Here is a 16,723-nt window from a genome sequence, read left to right on the forward strand (position 1 = left end):
TTGGATCCTAGTTGGAAGCGTGTATTAGAGGAAGTTTCCAAGGAAATTCCCCCCACGTACTTTGATAAGTTCATATATACGTTACAATTAGAGAGTTTAACGGACGATCGTTGCATCCTTATAGCCCCTTCTTCCAATATAAAGACACATGTGGAAAAGAAATACCAGAATCATATAGAAGAAGCGATCTTTAGAGCCAGTGGAAATCGTATCCCGGTCGAGATCATTTTAGAAGCGCCTTCTAATTTAACCGAAGTTCTTCAGGAAAAATTCAAAGATAAGTCGTATTCTTTTAATCCGGATTACTCTTTCGATAATTTTATCGTAGGAAACACAAACCGTCTTGCTTTCAGTGCGGCCATGGAATGTGTAAAAAATCCTGCGGAGATCAATCCTCTTTACTTATTCGGAAAAGTGGGAGTCGGTAAAACTCATCTTCTTCATTCCATAGGCTCGGAAATTCTCAAAAAAGAACCTTGGAAAACAGTACATTACATAGATATAAAATCGTTTATGAGCGAGTTTTTGTTCGCTCTTCAGTCCAGAGATTCCATCGAATCTTTCAAAATTAAATACCAATCCTATAACTGCCTATTGATAGACGATATCCAACTTTTAAATACGGGAGCGGAGAAGACCCAAGAAGAGTTCTTTTCCATCTTCAACTTTCTTTTCGAGAGAAAAAGACAGATCGTGATCGCTTCCGATCGTCCTAGTTCGGAACTTCCGCTGCATGATCGATTGAAATCTAGATTTGTAACCGGAGTTCAGGCGGATATTCAACCTCCTGATAAGGAAATTCGAGTTGGTATCTTAGAAAAGAACTGCCAAATTTTGAATTTAGGCCTTTCTTCAGAGCATATCCACTTTATAGCCGATCTAATCGAAGACGATACACGTGCACTTTTAGGCGCTTTGAATGATCTTGCTCTTCATAAACGAGCATTCTCTCATTTATTCTTCACCACAGCGATGATAGAAGATATACTGAAGAATCGTATTTTCCGTAAAAAGAATTTCCAACTTAGTCAAGACAAGGTCATCGAGCATATTTCTTCTCTTTATAATTTGGATCCAAACGAGGTAATGGGAAAGAGTAGAAAACCGGAGTATGTGATCCCTAGACATCTTTGCATGTATGTATTACATAAGGGTTTCCGGCTGAACAAAAGTCAGGTTGGAAGAATGTTTTCCGCAGAACATACCACTGTAATCCACGCAGTCCGCAACATCGAAAATAAGATAAAAGAAGATAAAGAATTTTCCATTAAAGTGGAAGAAGTTCTGAATCGATTCCGCTTCCAGTAAAAAACTTAGTTTCAGGTCTTATCCGTAGGCGACATAGACCTACAAATAACCTGTAAATAAATAGTTAATATTCTATGTGTAACTAGTAAATAAGACATAACACAAAATTATTGTCCCTTATAGACCTTCGTTTTGAAGGTTACTATAGCAGATACGAAGGAGTTTTTTCCTACTCTTGGAAATTGTACTTTTCAATATAAATGCGACATATTTCCCTTATCTAAAGAGTTATGACTCTTATCTACATATGCACAGGTACAAGTACTACAACAGTACATATATAAGAATCTATATATAGATCACCTATATAAATGGAGAATGCAAATTGAAGATCAAAGTGAACACATCTGAATTTCTAAAAGCGATTCACGCTGTCGAAGGAGTAATCTCCGCTAGAGAGATTCGTTCCGTTCTCTCCAACTTAAAATTAGAAGCGGAAACTTCTTCCGTATCAATTTCTGCGACGGACTTAGAAATATCTATTAAAACATCATTAAATGCTCAAGTAGAGAAGTCGGGAAATATTTCCTTACCTGCAAAACAATTATCCAGCATTTTTAAAACCATTCACTTTGAAGAAGCGTTGCTTTCCACGGAAGATGGGGACGCCGATTCTAGTATCACATATATCACTGACGCTACTAAAAAGAATGATTATAAAAACAAACTGAACGGAATGGATGCGGAAGAGATCAAAACTATTCCGAAAGTGGACTCTTCGAATATTTCCGATTTTCCAACAGCTATGTTTGCCGAGATGATCCGTAAAACTTCTTACGCGATCGCTCATGAAGACCAAAGATATATCTTCAACGGACTGTTTATGGTCCCTAAAGGAGACAAACTTGTGTTCGCGGTTACCGATGGCAGAAGGTTATGTAAGATAGAACGGCCTCTTTCTACAACTTTGAAATTCAAAGATTCAGTGATCATTCCTTCTAAGGCAATTAGAGAGATCTCTAAAATGATCGCGACAGCAGAAACAGGAAAGATAGGTATCATAGACAATCAGATCTATGTGAACGCAAATCAGATCGAACTTCTTTGTAAATTGATCGAAGGTAATTTTCCGAATTACGAACAAGTAATTCCAAAGTCTTCTAAATTCAGCGCTGTTATCCCTAAAGAAGGATTCCAGATCTACCTTAGACAAGCATTGATCGCTGCAGAAGAACCTACTCGTCAGATACGTTTAACATTCTCTAAAAATAATATCAACTTCTACGCTCAAACACAAGGAGTGAACGAGGTTAGTATTAATATGCCGATCGAATATTCAGGAGACGAAGTTACCGTTGCATTTAAAGGTGAATATCTTTCGGATGTATTCAAGTCTATAGATGATAATGAATTCAAAATAGAATTTAGTGATTCAAGCTCCCCCGTTGTATTTAAGGATCCTTCCGATCCTGATTTTATCTCGGTAATTATGCCGATGAAAATTTAAAAGAGATTAAACCGTGTTTTTACGAAGCCTAAGGCTTCTCAATTTTAGAAATCACGAACAGATAAGCCTGGAGTTCCATTCCAGGCTTATTTTCTTTGTGGGAGAAAACGGAGAAGGAAAAACAAACTTACTCGAAGCGATCTCTATGATTTCTTGGTTGAAAAGTTTTAGGGAATCGGAAGAAGGAAATTTAATTCGTTGGAACTCCGACGGATATTATATTAAAGGCGAAGTAGATCGTGATAATAAAAGAGAAATTTATGAATTAGGTTTTTCTAAAAAACCGGTCAGTCGTCGCAAACTTAAATTCAATCAAGAAGAAGTCAAAAAAAGATCCGACTTAGTGGGAAAATTCCTAAGCGTTTTAATGACTCCTTTGGATCTGATCATCGTAGAAGGAGGGCCATCCGAAAGAAGAAGATTTTTGGACAGTCTACTTTCTTCTTTAGATCCTTCTTATCTAAATGATCTAATCGAATACAATCGTATCTTAAAACAAAGAAATGCACTTTTAAAAAGTGGATCATCAGATCCCGGGCTTTATGAGATTTGGAACCAAAGGCTGATCGAAAAAGGGATCGGTATCTTTAATAAAAGAAAAGAATTCATTCTAGAATTCGATCCTATCTACAGAGAAAATCTAAAAAAACTCAGTGGAGGAAGAGACAATCTAACTCTGGAATACAAACCCAGCTTTTCGAACTTGGATGATTTTAGGGAAACGTTACTCAGGAATATCAACAGGGATCGAAAACTAGGTTATACTTCTGTCGGGATCCATAGGGACGATCTGTATATCGGTGAAGATAATCGCGATATTATGGATTTTGCTTCTCAAGGCCAAAAGAGAAGTACCGTAATTTCCCTAAAGGCGGCTGCATTCGAATATTATCGAAGGAAGTTGGGCAGGACCCCTATTCTTTTGATTGATGATGTGATCCGAGAGTTGGATGTAAAAAGAAGAGAATATTTTGTGGATCTGGTTTTGAATTCCGGACAGGCTTTTTTCACTACTACGGACCTAGAAGGTATCTCCGATTATGTGGGAAGATTAGAAGATGAAAAGCAGATCTTTTTAGTGAAGAACGGTTTAGTCTCTAAATACCAATGAAAGAAGAATCTAAAATACAAAGAATTGATCCGCAAGAGTTCAAAAACATTCTTCAAAATTTGGGCTTAACGGAAGAAAGTTTATCGGAGAAGATCGCAGTTCAAACTTTAGCAAAACGTTGGGTCGACATAATAGGTCCTGTATATGCAAATCATTCAGAACCATTTGCTCTTAATGGAGATACATTGGTGATCCTAACGGTTCACTCTGCATACAAACAAGAGATCCTTTTTATGAGAAAGAGGATCTTAAGTTATTCCGCTCGTTACTTAGGAAGAGATGTCGTAAAAAAAATAGAAATAAGGATCGGTAATCTCGTTTCTAAAAGACAAAAATCGCCTTCCTATACCGCGGATAAAACCGGATTGGAGGGCAAACAGAACCTAGTTTCTTTAGCCGAAAAAGAAACCGATCCTATTGCGAAAAAAAGACTTTTAGAGCTGATAGAATATCTCTGAGAAGGATATTCTTTATTGAAATACCTTCGAATTTCCTTGCCTCCTTAGCCAATTTAGGAAAACTATTCATAGATCCCGGAGGACTGGATGAGCCAACCAGAAAGCAGTTATAGCGCAGGTCAGATCAAAATCCTAGAAGGATTAGAGGCCGTACGCAAACGCCCCGGAATGTATATCGGGACCCAAGACGAGACCGGTCTTCATAAGATGGTCTATGAGGTTGTTGATAACTCGGTAGACGAGGCAATGGCCGGTCATTGTACGGAGATCTATATCTCCATTCTTCCTGATAATATCATAGAAGTGAAGGACAATGGGCGTGGAATTCCGGTAGCCATTCATCCTGAAAAAAACATCTCCACTATCGAAGTGGTTATGACTATTCTGCACGCAGGTGGTAAGTTCGAGAATGATGCTTATAAGGTTTCCGGTGGACTTCATGGAGTTGGAGTATCTGTCGTTAATGCTCTTTCCGAATCATTAGAAGTAGAAGTTTACCAAAATGGAAAGATCCACCAGCAAAAATATTCAAGAGGTGTACCTCAAGGTCCTGTATCCGTTATCGGAGAATCTCCTGAAAGAGGAACAGTTGTCCGTTTTAAACCGGATGCTTCCATTTTTACCACTACGGAATTTCAGTTCGACGTTCTAACTGCCCGTTTTAGAGAATTGGCGTTTTTGAATAAAGGCTTAAAACTGATCGTTCAGGATAAAAGAAAGCCCGATTCCGAAAAGCATGAGTTCTTATTTGACGGTGGAATTGTTTCTTTCGTTGAGTATTTGAACGAGAACAAACATCCGCTTCACAAAACAATTCATTTCGAAAGAAATAAAGATGATGTAGTTGCAGAAATCGCGATCCAATACTCTGATACCTATTCCGAAAATATTTTTTGTTTCACCAATAATATAAACAATAACTTGGGTGGAACCCACTTAGAAGGTTTTCGTGCCGCTTTAACAAGAACTCTTAACGATTTTTTAAAAAAAGATCAGCAGCTCGTAAAAAAACAACCTACCGCATTGTCGGGAGAGGATTTAAAAGAAGGTATCACTGCCGTAATTTCGGTAAAAATTCCTCAACCTCAGTTTAACTCTCAGACAAAAGAAAAATTGGTGAATGCTGAGATCAAAGGGATTATGCAAACTCTTACGGGAGAAGGTCTTTCACTTTTTTTCGAAGAGAATCCTGCAATTACTAAAAAGATATTAGAGAAATGTATATTATCAGCTAAGGCTCGAGAGGCTGCTCGTAAGGCTCGCGATTTAACTCGTCGTAAATCGGTATTAGAAGGTGGTGGTCTTCCTGGAAAACTGGCGGACTGTTCCGAAAAGGATCCTGCTGCTTCCGAACTTTATATCGTAGAGGGTGACTCAGCCGGTGGTTCCGCTAAACAAGGAAGAGATAGACATTACCAGGCGATCCTCCCTCTAAAGGGAAAAATTCTGAACGTAGAAAAAGCACGATTAGATAAAATTCTAGGTAACGAAGAAATTCGTACGTTAGTTTCTGCATTAGGCACCGGGATCGGCGAAGATGAATTTAACGTGGATAAGGCGCGGTATCATAAGATCTTTATCATGACGGATGCGGATATAGACGGTTCTCATATTCGCACGTTACTTCTCACTTTCTTTTTTCGTTATATGAGACCTATTATCGAAAAAGGGTTTCTATATGTTGCTCAGCCTCCTTTGTATTTGGTTAAACATGGTAAGACATCCGCATATCTATTTTCTGATAAGGAAAAGGACGAATATTTAAAATCTCTAGGAACGGAAAAGGCAGTCATCCAGCGATATAAAGGGTTGGGTGAAATGAATCCGGAGCAACTTTGGGAGACAACTATGGATCCTGAAAAGCGAGTCGTTCTAAAAGTAAAACTCGATGATTATGTGGAAGCGGAAGATACATTTAATATACTTATGGGTGACGAAGTAAATCCAAGACGTCGCTTTATCGAGGTCAACGCGGCAAAAGTTGCAAACCTTGATCTTTAATATATTGGTAATAGGAAATTCTAAATAAAAATGAGCGAAGAGCTAGAGAACGAAACAAAAACTTTAGGATTCAGCCTTTCTTCCCGTCCTGATATCGGTGATGCATTGAAGAATGGTGTCAGGGTAATTCCTGTCGAAATCGAAGACCAGATGAAGGAAGCCTACCTCGGTTATGCGATGAGTGTAATTGTGGGAAGGGCTTTGCCTGACGTGAGAGACGGTTTGAAACCGGTTCATAGACGTATTCTACATGCAATGAATGAAAGGGCCTGGAGAAGTGACAGACCCTACGTTAAATGTGCAAAAATTGTCGGAGAAGTATTAGGTAATTATCACCCGCACGGAGATAGTTCGGTATACGATGCATTAGTGCGAATGGTCCAAGATTTTTCCCTTAGAGTTCCTCTCATAGACGGGCAGGGAAACTACGGATCTATCGACGGAGACAACCCTGCAGCATACCGATACACGGAAGCAAGACTCGCAAAAGTTGCAGAAGAACTTTTAAGAGATATCGAAAAGGAAACCGTTAATTTTTCTCCGAACTTCGATGATACCAAACAGCAACCTGATGTACTCCCTGCAAATTTTCCTAACTTATTAGTAAACGGTTCTTCCGGGATTGCGGTAGGGATGGCGACAAACATTCCTCCTCATAACTTGAAGGAAACGATAGAAGCGGTTATCACCGTAATTAAAAATCCTGACGTAAGTATATCGGAAATTCTTAAAATAATGCCGGGTCCGGATTTCCCTACCGGTGGTACGATTATCGGCGGAGAAGGTTTACTATCCGCATATCATTCCGGTAAAGGTTCGATCCGGATCCGTTCTAAAGTAGAAATCGAAGAGAATAAAAAAGGCAGAGAAGTAATCGTAGTTACTGAAATTCCTTACCAAGTAAATAAAAAGACTCTTCTTGAAAGAATCGGTGAGCTTGTTAACGAAAAACAGATCGAAGGAATTTCCGAAATTTTAGATCTATCCGATAGGAAAGGGATCAGAGTAGAGATCCATATTAAAAAAGATGCAAATGCTCAGGTCATCCTAAACCAACTCTTAAAACTTACCCAACTTCAAGTAAGTTACGGGATCACGATGCTTGCGATCTTGGATAATAAACCTAAGATTTTCAATATTAAGGAGATCCTGGTTGCTTATTCTATCCACAGAAAAGAGGTAATCGTTCGTAGAACTCAATTCGATCTAGATAAGGCTGAAAAACGCGCACATATCTTGGAAGGATTGAAGATCGCTCTCGAAAATATTGAAGAAGTGATCAAAGTCATCCGTGCGTCTAAAAATGCTTCGGAAGCAAAAGAACAGTTGATGGCTCGATTCGTTCTCTCTGATGTCCAAGCTGACGCGATTCTGGAGATGAGACTGCAAAGATTAACCTCTTTGGAAGTTCAAAAGGTAATCGACGAGTTGGAAGAAGTCCGAGCTCTGATTATGGATCTAAAAGATATTCTCGCAAAACCGGAAAGAGTTTCCGACATAGTTTGTACTGAATTGTCCGAGGTTTCTGAAAAATTCGGAAATAAAAGAAAAACAGATATCAGCTTAGAAAGTGTGGAGTCTTCTTCTTTCAATGCAGAAGATCTGATTGCCGACGAAGATGTCGTATTACAAATTACTTATGATCAATTCATAAAAAGACTTCCTCTGGATACTTTCAAAAGACAGAGAAGAGGTGGAAAAGGGATCCAAGGACTTTCTCAAAAACGAGAAGATGTTGTCAAGATCATGAAAACCGCCATGACCCACGACAATGTGATGTTCTTCTCGAATACCGGAAAAGTCTATATGATGAAGGCGTACGAACTTCCTCAGGCTTCCAAAGAAGCCAGAGGAAAATCCTTGAAGGCAATTATAGGACTCGGCGAGAACGAAACTGTCTCTGCAATCTTCACTTTCAAAGAAGAAGATAAAGGAAAAGATCTATTACTCGTAACCAAGAACGGCTTTATCAAACGAGTCGAATTATCCGAATTCGGTAACGTTAAAAAATCTGGTATTATTGCGATCGGCCTTAGGGATGGAGACCAACTCATCGAAGTAATCTCCGTAGAAAAAGGAGATAACGTAATGATCTTCTCAGCAAATGGACTTGCGCTTAGGATCGAAATGGATACTATCCGAGCGCAAGGACGAACTGCCCAAGGTGTAACCGGGATGAGACTCTCGAAAGAGGATGCAATCGTAGGACTTTCTAAAGTGGTAGAAGGCGACGATATATTCGTGATCTCGGAGAACGGTTACGGAAAACGTCTAGGCTTCGAGGAGTTCGGAACCAAAGGAAGAGGGGGCAAAGGAATGGCCTTCTTAAAAGTGGGAGAGAAAAACGGCGCCGCTGTCGCTGTCAGTTCCGTCGGAGAAGAGGATGAGATCATCTTAGTAACTCAGCAAGGAATGGTTATCCGAACTGAGGCGAACCAAATCTCTAAAATGGGAAGAACTGCAGTGGGAGTCAGAGTCGTAGACATCAAGGACAACGATAGAGTCCAAGATTGTACTGTAATCCGCGAAAGTAAGGAAAAATGATCCGCATCGGTTCTGTCGAAATTCCCGGTTGGTTGGCCATGTCGCCAATGGCCGGGATCAGTGATACCCCGACCAGAACCATGGCCCGCAGATACGGATCTGCTTTTTCATACACTGAGTTCGTTTCCACCGACAGCCTTGCAGTGGGCTCTAAAAAGGCTTTATCTTTATTACGTTTTCGTGAAGAAGAAAGACCGATCACTTTTCAGATCTTCGGCAATAAGCTGGAGATTATTGTAGATGCTGCAAAGAGAATTCGTGAATTAAATCCTGATATCATAGACCTGAACATGGGTTGCCCTGCTAGAAATGTTTCTATGCGAGGATCCGGAGTGGGACTTCTCCGCAAACCTATTTATGCAGGAAAAATCATAGAAGAAATGCGGAAGGCGTTGGATATCCCCGTAACCGCGAAGATCCGTTTGGGCTGGGATGATTCCTCCAGAAACTATATGGAAGTATCCCGGATCTTAGAAGAGTCCGGAGTGATGGCAATTTCCGTGCATGGACGGACTCGAGAGATGGGTTATTCCGGAAAAGCGGATTGGGATGCGATTGCAGATATAAAATCCGAAAGAAAGGTGCCTATTTTCGGAAACGGAGATATAAGCAGCTACGAAGAGGCTGTTCGTAGAAAGGAAGAATCTAAAGTGGATGGGGTTCTTATAGGAAGGAATTCCATCGGAAATCCATGGATATTCTCCAATATTAAAAAAGAAGATCTAAGTTTCGAAGAGATCGTATCAACTACTTTGAATCATTTGCAGTTGATGAGGGAAACATTCGGAGACAAATATGGATTGATCCTTCTCCGCAAACATTTGGTGCGTTATATACAATCCAGGAAAGAAGTGGAGTCGATGCGACTCGAACTTCTTAAATGTGAAGATCCGGAGAAATTGATCTCAATGCTGCATGAGGCGCAAAACAATTTAATCTTAGCCTCTTGATTCGCCGGATTGAGATTGACAAAGATTTTCTAAAATAAGCTCATAATTCGATTTTAGGAGAAAGTTAAATGAGACTTGGCAAATTCTCAATAAATGCGGCCACAATATTAGTGCTGCTTGCTCTAATCGCATGTGATAAAAAGAAGGAAGAGACCCCTGTCGCTCAAATTGTAGGAACAAAATATTCAGGCTGGGACCAATGGGTTTATAAAAAACCTGGAACAACCGAAAAATCGGAACAAGTCACTCTTGTATACGGAAACGAGGAAGTAAACGGACTTGAAATCGTTTCTCACGAATCGACCGACGCAAAAGGAAATAAGACTGTAACCGAATATCTGAAATTGAAGACTGTAGACGGCAAAGAGGGCTACGGACTTTTGAAAAATTTCTTTGATGCGGTCCTCTTTATAGTAGGAGACGGGGACACTGCATTCGCTAAAAATTCACTGACTTCTCCTTCTAAAGGAAAATTGGAAAAAGGTATGTCTTGTTTCGAATCGGAAGCGAGCGGTGAATTTTCCAAAGTTCGATGTAACGGTTCTATCGTAAAGGCTGGAAAGTTAAACAATCTTCATGATGTTTGGATCCAAGGAGCTTCTTCCAATATTTCCAGAGATCCGCTTTTAGGAGACAGTATTAGAAATCTTAAATTAGCTAGCAGCAAACTGATCGAGTCGGATAAAACTTCCGATCCTGCAAAACAAGAGGAGTTAAAAAAAGCTGCTGCTTCTGCTTTAAAAACAGTAGTGGAAAAAGGAGATGTCTACTCAGAATCCGCTAATACAATTGCAAATGAATACGGATTAACTCTGTCCGAATAATTAAAAAATAGATTTAGGTTCGTTCGAATAAAGGCCCTCGGATTTCCGGGGGTTTTTTGTATTTAATAATGTAAAACTACTAAACCGAGATTACTTACCGATTTCTTGAACTTTAGCGACTAGAGCGTTGCGTCCACCTGGAAATTTAGCATAAATAACACACTGGCATTCTTCCCAGTTGTCTTTAGAAACATCATTAGGATCGGAACCTGGACCGATAGCTTTACATTCATAAACTCCTACTCCTTTAGCGAGCGATGCAGATATGAAGGGGTTACAATCGGTAGTTATACCATGATTGGATTCGTTACAGGTGAAGAACCCTGTATTATGACATTCGCCTAGCATTTTCCTAATTACTTCAGAAGTACCTTGTAGGCGCGCAGATTCTCGGCAGGTCGATTGAACCATTACGGGATTTTTTTTAGCAATAGCCTTAGCGGATGCACGAGAAGCGAACTTCATGTAATAGTAGTCTTTAGGATTGGTATCTCTTGGAGTTTTACCGTCGTTTCTTTGCTCAGGCGGTCCACCCCAACCTTCGAAAGACCATCCTTCGTTGCTAACGGGAATTGTGTCTTTTGGAGCGGTATTAGCTCCGCAATAGGTAAGTAATGCAGCAGACAGAACAATAGCGATTACTTTCTTGATCATCTTCTTATTGAAATTTGTTTACTCAATTTTAGCGATCGACTCAATCTTTCTAGATTATACTATGCGGAAATAAAAAACCCCACCTTTTCTAGGCGGGGTTTTCCATTTCAGTTCGAGTCGAAACTCAAACTAAACTTATATTATTTACCGATTTCTTGAGCTTTAGCTACGAGAGCGTCGCGTCCACCTGGAAATTTAGCGTAAATAACACACTGGCATTCTTCCCAGTTGTCTTTAGAAACATCATTAGGATCGGAACCTGGACCGGTAGCTTTACACTCGTAAACTCCCACTCCTTTTACGATACCTGCAGAAGTACCAACGATAACGGAAGCAGTAGCTTCACCGTCGGAAACTCCGGATGCGGATTCAACAGTCTCACCGACCATTTTTTTAACAACGTCGGAAGCACCTTGTAAGCGAGAAGCTTCACGGCAAGTAGACTGCATCATTGCGAGACTTTTTTTAGCAACAGCCTTAGCGGATGCACGAGAAGCGAACTTCATGTAATAGTAGTCTTTAGGATTGGTATCTCTTGGAGTTTTACCGTCGTTTCTTTGCTCAGGCGGTCCACCCCAACCTTCGAAAGACCATCCTCCGTCGCCAACGGAAGTAGCATCTTTTTGAGCGGTATTAGCTCCGCAATAGGTAAGTAATGCAGCAGACAGCGCAATAGCGATTACTTTCTTGATCATCATTTTCTCCTTGATCAGATGGAATTGAGGAATATATCCATTAAACGGATTCCGCAAGCCATTTTTTAATGAATACGTTTAAATTTGAAAGCAGCCAACTTTTTGGTAAAAAAATATTTATTCGCAGCGCACAATTGTCAAAAAATTTCCGAAATTTTCTTTTTGTTCTGCTAACTCTGGCGGCTAGCGACGCAATAGCGACGACAGTAGTGTTTCTTCCCGGAAATTGGGAAGGCCAGGCTCCGGCTTCCTTGGAAGGAACAGGAGAAAAACCGTACGAGCTGGCAAAATTAGGTCAGTTCTACGCAACTAGGATCTATTCGGTTCAGATAAAAGAACAACTCTCTCCGAATTCGGATCCGGAAATAAAAGATTTTCTAATTCCTCAGGTCTCGAGAGAAAAATTCAAACAAACTTGCTCTAGACTCAAACCGGATTACGTGGTCCGAGATCAGTTATCCATCGAGGAAAAGATCCGGATCGATCGCTCCGTTTACGATTGTAACCTTTCTAAAATGGAAGAATACTCCATCATAGGAAGAAAAGATCTATTCGAAACCTTAGAAAAGTTGACCAAGGATTCCTTTCCTTTGGTTCCCAAAAAAAAGATAAAAGAATATTCCAGAGAAGTTGTACGTGCAGCGAAGTCGCAGATCATCGTGCTTGATTCTTCTTATTCGTACGCGCCTGAAAGAAAAGAATTTATGTCGCAATTAGAGGCAATCTCTTGGCAACCGGAAACAAAATTTCGTCTGGTAGTTTTCAGCGAGAATGGATCCAAAGTTTTTCCGGAATCCAGCCGCTCTGAATTCATCAAACAATGGAAAGATTTTAAATCCGAAGGAAAATCCGATACACAAGATCTCACGAATGCTCTTCTTCGATTAAGAAGGATTCTAAGTTCTGAAGATTCTCCAGGTAAGAAGAAGGAAAGAATGATCAGCATTCTGACCAATGCAAAAGCCTCTAATTCTATCAACGGGTATGGCGCTGCCATCGAAGGTTTGAGCCGGAGCGGAGCGAAAGTTTCCATTCTATATTCTTCATACGCTGGGCCGGAAGCGCGCAGGGAACATAAAGAGGCTTCCAAAAGAGGAGCAGAATTCAGGGAAGTTTCCTATTTTCAGAGGATAGTCACTCCGAGGGATTCGAAAACTCTGGTATTGAAAGAAGGAAAATTATACATTTCAAGTGTTTCTCCTGATCCAAAAATGAAAATAGAGGATTCTTCCCTTGAAAAAGTGGAATTTGCAGGTAAGTATTCCTTGGGAGAATTCTTAAATCCTTGGAGTTTAGGAAGTATTTATGAAGAAGTGAAGAAGGAGAAGATCCTTACTTCCGAGCCGGTCCGCAGCAATTTTGCATCTTTATTCTCCAATTCCATAAGTGAAGCGTCTAATTCGGAATATTTTGGAAATTTTCCGAAAGTTTTAATAAAATCCGGGTCTAAGGCATTCTGGATCCGAGTTCCGAACCTTTCCGGATTTTCGGAAGGAAAAAAAGGAGTGTGGGCGGTTACGTTTCTTTCATCCTCTTTTTCTTCCGAGGGGGTCGAAGTAATACCGGATTCGTTAGAACGATATACTTTCTCTACCGCTAAAATTTTAGAATGTGATCCATCCGTGGCTCGAAATTATATACGAAATACGGAAAAGTTCAAATTTGATTGTTTAGTAAAGGGAGAGATCTTGGAAGTTTCGCAGCCGTAGCAGAGCCATGGAAGAATCTAATTTTATCGCATTATCCCCTTCTACCCGCAAAATCCTGGATCGTATGAAACAAGCAGTCTCTTCCGATCTACCCGTTTTATTTTTAGGAGAGGCTGGGACCGGAAAAAGTTATTTAGGTTATCTTTTTCATTCTTTCTGTAAGGATAGATTTCCGCATTACCAAGTTTTCGATTTTTCTATCTCCGAATCCGAGGCGGAAACTTCCGAGATCTTTTCTAAGTTAGACGGTAAAGTGGGAGCAACGATCTTTTTAGAAGCGATCTCGAATTTGAATCCTAATTTTCAAGTGCAACTATTGCAAAAGATACGAAATGAAAAAGGGAAGAATCGATACATACTCTCCGACCAGCCGGATCTTTCCGAAAAAGTGAAGTCGGGTAAAGTGCAAGAATCCTTGATGACGGAGATCCAAACCCTTCAGGTCAAAATTCCTACATTAAGGGAAAGAAAGGAGGATATTCCTCCACTGACACGATTTTTTCTGGATCTGATCGGGAAAAGATACAACAGAAAGAATATTAAAATTTCGGAAAAGTTAGGAAAGTTTTTATTAGAGTATGATTATCCCGGAAATCTCCACCAGTTAAAGAATCTATTGGAAGCGATGGTATCCATGCACAATGTAAAGACTTTGGATACAAAACATCTTCCTCCCGAATTATTCGAAACAGGTTATAAACAGAATAATAATCTATCCGTTCGTACGGGGATCCCTCTCAGAGATTATGAAAGGGAAATTATCAGACGAAATTTGATCCTTGTAAACGGGAACAGAGAAAAGGCGGCAAGAATTTTAGGTATTTCTGAAAGAACGATCTACAGAAAGATTACCGAGTTCGAACTGTTCGATTCCGAGGATGGAAAAAATCCTCCATCTTCCTGAAGAAGTAATACACTGTTTCTTCCTTTTCGGAACCGGTTTTGATCTTTTGGTTCATTTCCAATAAGAACTCGTACAATTCCGTAATTTCGAGATCGTTAAACGCAGAACTTTCTTTCCTAAGTCGTTTGAAAGTATGATTTTTTCGAGCGGGGGAATAAGCCGCGATACCAAGTAGGTCCGATTGTTCTTTGTCATTTAGGACCTTGTCATACATTCTTAGAATAATTTTATAAATCCTTAATTTATCTAAATGGTCTTTTAACAAAGAAAGAAAGATCAGAAGTGAGTCCTTCCCGATTTTGAATTTGGAAAATTCTCTGGAAAATCTTCCGTAATCTTTTTCGAAAAAATAATCCACAATTTCGGAAGAACTGAATTCGGAACTTTGGAATAACACTTCCTTGAGGTCTGCAAGATTGAAACTTTTCTTTCCTAAGTATAATTTCAGTTTTTCCAAATTTTTTAAGTATGCGCCTGCACTCGGATTTACTTTTAGTAAAAATTCTTCTTCCGCTTCATCGTCTAGTTTTACTTCTACTTCTTTGGCGGCTTTTAAGAAGGCTTCCTTTCTTTTGTCAGGAAATATTTTGGAAGATTTAAAATGAGAAACCTTATCTCCGAATATGGAGATCAATTCTTTAGGAAGATCCCAATGATCGTAATGGATCAGAATTCTTACTGTTTCCGGAACCGAAAAAGATTTGGGAGAAGTTTTGGATTTCGTTTTCCCTAACCAGGGTTTGAAGAATGTAACGCCAGATTTTATGATAAATAATTTTTGGGCCGCAAACATGTCCAGGTTTCCGGCTTCGTTCTGAAAATTCTCCAGATCTCCTGGCTCCGCTACAAATACCACGATCTCATAAGGATCTGCACTTTTTTTATATGCGGACTTGTACAGATCGCTGACCACACTGAATTCGTAAGAATCCTGAGAGACCACAAATAGGATTTGAGGCAAAGATTCCAGGTTAGGCTTGGTCTTGTGCAGAAAATCGATCAGATTCTCATAAAAATTCGAGACTTTGGTTTCGGCCACGGTAATCATCTTGAAAGGAAATCCGAGAGAGTCAAGCGGATGATCCGATTCTTTTCCTAAAGTAGATCCCTGATCTTTCCGAATTATTCATTAGGTCCAACCCTTATGAGAATCAGCGACGGCGTACAAAGAATTTCTGCCCAAGAAGATTATCTTACATATATCAAACCGATCCTAAATCAATCCAGGGTTCCCGCTATCGAGCCGATCCGCCAAAGGGATTTTTCTGAGACTGCGAAATCTCTGAAATTTTATGGTCCGGATGGAAGTTCCGCTCCTCAGGATTCTTCCGTTTCTAAAGGCAGATTTCTGGATCTTTACGTTTAATTCTCTTGAGCCTCTTTCTAAAATATATTAATGAAGCTTAGAATGGATCTCTTGCCTGATAGCGAAGCAGGATTGCGAAGCGACCCGGAGGTCTGCACAGGATGTGCAGCCGAAGGGGAAGGCAAGAGATCCATTCTAAGAAATTGTTTTATAAAAGTATTTGAATGAGTCTCAAAAGAATTAAAGAAACCTGCTCCAAAGAGTGTGATATAAGAAAAATTTGCGGATCGGAAATCCTAAAATATTGGAATAAGATCCTTGGAAATTTTTGGCAGGCGAATTTGGGTCTTGGATCCCGTATGATCCGGCTTTGTCGTACGGTTTGCAAATTTTAATATATTCTAAAATTTTCGCTTTGTCCCAAGCATAGAATTCCACTTCGGAGACATCGTAATCGAAAATTTTTTCGTTCTTGGTCATGATCCCAAGTCCTGAATACACTTGGTGTGTTTTTCCGGAAAGTTCGGATAACATAGAGAATGCCTCCGATTCATTCGCGGGTTTCTGCAGGATCTTATTCCGAAAAACAACGATGGTATCCGAAGCCAGGATGACTTCTTGCGGATTTTCCGGCTTGGGTCCAAGTTTTGCCAAGGTTACCCTTTCCAAATAACGAACAGGTGTTTCTTCGTGAAGACTCGTTTCATCCGTGGGCAAAGGTAGGACTTGAAAATGTAGTCCTAAGGATTGTAAGATCTCTTTTCTTCTAGGAGATTGGGATCTCAGAATAAGCATATATCCATTCTGAAAGA

15 protein-coding genes are annotated in these 16,723 nt (G+C 39.9%); 11 read left to right on the plus strand and 4 right to left on the minus strand.

The genetic code is table 11. The features are described from left to right. From dnaA to lenA, 8 genes are all read left to right on the plus strand, one after another. Positions 1 to 1,308 (plus strand): chromosomal replication initiator protein DnaA, encoded by a 1,308-nt coding sequence (dnaA, locus tag AB3N61_RS00005; protein WP_020770553.1) that lies wholly within the window; start codon positions 1 to 3, stop codon positions 1,306 to 1,308. A 325-nt stretch (positions 1,309 to 1,633) separates the two neighbouring features. After that, the gene (gene dnaN, locus AB3N61_RS00010) at positions 1,634 to 2,755 is read left to right on the plus strand and encodes a DNA polymerase III subunit beta (protein WP_020770556.1); all 1,122 of its coding nucleotides are present in this window, start codon (positions 1,634 to 1,636) and stop codon (positions 2,753 to 2,755) included. Positions 2,756 to 2,768: 13 nt separating this feature from the next. Beyond that, a complete protein-coding gene (recF, locus tag AB3N61_RS00015) occupies positions 2,769 to 3,866 on the plus strand; it encodes a DNA replication/repair protein RecF (RefSeq protein ID WP_367898172.1) in 1,098 nt (365 codons plus the stop codon). Beyond that, positions 3,863 to 4,324: a DciA family protein gene (locus AB3N61_RS00020; RefSeq protein ID WP_367898173.1), complete on the plus strand. Its 462-nt coding sequence runs from the start codon at positions 3,863 to 3,865 to the stop codon at positions 4,322 to 4,324. The genes recF and AB3N61_RS00020 overlap by 4 nt, the downstream gene beginning before the upstream one ends. Positions 4,325 to 4,411: 87 nt before the next feature. Next, entirely contained in the window at positions 4,412 to 6,325 is a 1,914-nt protein-coding gene (gyrB, locus tag AB3N61_RS00025) for a DNA topoisomerase (ATP-hydrolyzing) subunit B (RefSeq protein ID WP_020770577.1), read from the plus strand. 30 nt (positions 6,326 to 6,355) lie between these two features. Beyond that, positions 6,356 to 8,869, plus strand: coding sequence for a DNA gyrase subunit A (gene gyrA / locus AB3N61_RS00030; RefSeq protein WP_367898174.1), 2,514 nt, complete (start codon positions 6,356 to 6,358; stop codon positions 8,867 to 8,869). Then, on the plus strand, positions 8,866 to 9,819 hold the full coding sequence (gene dusB, locus AB3N61_RS00035) for a tRNA dihydrouridine synthase DusB (RefSeq protein WP_020770549.1): 954 nt from the start codon (positions 8,866 to 8,868) through the stop codon (positions 9,817 to 9,819). The genes gyrA and dusB overlap by 4 nt, the downstream gene beginning before the upstream one ends. A 68-nt stretch (positions 9,820 to 9,887) precedes the next feature. Further along, positions 9,888 to 10,643, plus strand: a complete 756-nt coding sequence (lenA, locus tag AB3N61_RS00040) for a lipoprotein LenA (RefSeq protein ID WP_367898175.1) — start codon at positions 9,888 to 9,890, stop codon at positions 10,641 to 10,643. 90 nt (positions 10,644 to 10,733) lie between these two features. Here the strand turns inward: lenA and AB3N61_RS00045 are convergent, their stop codons facing one another. Next, positions 10,734 to 11,297 carry a lipoprotein LipL21 gene (locus tag AB3N61_RS00045; protein ID WP_367898176.1) on the minus strand — a complete coding sequence of 188 codons (564 nt, stop codon included), beginning with the start codon at positions 11,295 to 11,297 and terminating at the stop codon, positions 10,734 to 10,736. Positions 11,298 to 11,437: 140 nt separating this feature from the next. Beyond that, entirely contained in the window at positions 11,438 to 11,992 is a 555-nt protein-coding gene (locus tag AB3N61_RS00050; protein WP_257587961.1) for a lipoprotein LipL21, read from the minus strand. A 134-nt stretch (positions 11,993 to 12,126) separates the two neighbouring features. On the opposite strand from AB3N61_RS00050, the gene AB3N61_RS00055 reads away from it, so the two are divergent. Next, a complete protein-coding gene (locus AB3N61_RS00055; protein ID WP_412758378.1) occupies positions 12,127 to 13,701 on the plus strand; it encodes an LIC10012 family protein in 1,575 nt (524 codons plus the stop codon). Between the two features lie 7 nt (positions 13,702 to 13,708). Beyond that, positions 13,709 to 14,605, plus strand: a complete 897-nt coding sequence (locus AB3N61_RS00060) for a sigma 54-interacting transcriptional regulator (protein ID WP_367898178.1) — start codon at positions 13,709 to 13,711, stop codon at positions 14,603 to 14,605. Here AB3N61_RS00060 and holA read toward each other — a convergent pair. Beyond that, positions 14,550 to 15,653 (minus strand): DNA polymerase III subunit delta, encoded by a 1,104-nt coding sequence (gene holA, locus AB3N61_RS00065; protein ID WP_367898179.1) that lies wholly within the window; start codon positions 15,651 to 15,653, stop codon positions 14,550 to 14,552. The two genes, AB3N61_RS00060 and holA, sit on opposite strands and share 56 nt — an antisense overlap. A gap of 96 nt (positions 15,654 to 15,749) precedes the next feature. On the opposite strand from holA, the gene AB3N61_RS00070 reads away from it, so the two are divergent. Then, positions 15,750 to 15,971, plus strand: a complete 222-nt coding sequence (locus tag AB3N61_RS00070; protein ID WP_020769583.1) for a hypothetical protein — start codon at positions 15,750 to 15,752, stop codon at positions 15,969 to 15,971. A 180-nt stretch (positions 15,972 to 16,151) separates the two neighbouring features. On the opposite strand, the gene AB3N61_RS00075 is transcribed toward AB3N61_RS00070, so the two are convergent. Further along, on the minus strand, positions 16,152 to 16,706 hold the full coding sequence (locus AB3N61_RS00075) for a nucleoside triphosphate pyrophosphatase (RefSeq protein WP_367898180.1): 555 nt from the start codon (positions 16,704 to 16,706) through the stop codon (positions 16,152 to 16,154). Positions 16,707 to 16,723 lie beyond the last annotated feature (17 nt).

This window comes from Leptospira sp. WS58.C1 (assembly GCF_040833995.1).
In the GTDB taxonomy this organism is placed as follows: domain Bacteria; phylum Spirochaetota; class Leptospiria; order Leptospirales; family Leptospiraceae; genus Leptospira_B; species Leptospira_B cinconiae.

Coding starts and splice junctions, on each gene's coding strand:
- AB3N61_RS00020 (WP_367898173.1), top strand. CDS start 3,863: ATGAAAGAAGAATCTAAAATACAAAGAATTGATCCGCAAGAGTTCAAA.
- gyrB (WP_020770577.1), top strand. CDS start 4,412: ATGAGCCAACCAGAAAGCAGTTATAGCGCAGGTCAGATCAAAATCCTA.
- gyrA (WP_367898174.1), top strand. CDS start 6,356: ATGAGCGAAGAGCTAGAGAACGAAACAAAAACTTTAGGATTCAGCCTT.
- dusB (WP_020770549.1), top strand. CDS start 8,866: ATGATCCGCATCGGTTCTGTCGAAATTCCCGGTTGGTTGGCCATGTCG.
- lenA (WP_367898175.1), top strand. CDS start 9,888: ATGAGACTTGGCAAATTCTCAATAAATGCGGCCACAATATTAGTGCTG.
- AB3N61_RS00045 (WP_367898176.1), bottom strand. CDS start 11,297: ATGATCAAGAAAGTAATCGCTATTGTTCTGTCTGCTGCATTACTTACC.
- AB3N61_RS00050 (WP_257587961.1), bottom strand. CDS start 11,992: ATGATCAAGAAAGTAATCGCTATTGCGCTGTCTGCTGCATTACTTACC.
- AB3N61_RS00060 (WP_367898178.1), top strand. CDS start 13,709: ATGGAAGAATCTAATTTTATCGCATTATCCCCTTCTACCCGCAAAATC.
- holA (WP_367898179.1), bottom strand. CDS start 15,653: ATGATTACCGTGGCCGAAACCAAAGTCTCGAATTTTTATGAGAATCTG.
- AB3N61_RS00070 (WP_020769583.1), top strand. CDS start 15,750: ATGAGAATCAGCGACGGCGTACAAAGAATTTCTGCCCAAGAAGATTAT.
- AB3N61_RS00075 (WP_367898180.1), bottom strand. CDS start 16,706: ATGCTTATTCTGAGATCCCAATCTCCTAGAAGAAAAGAGATCTTACAA.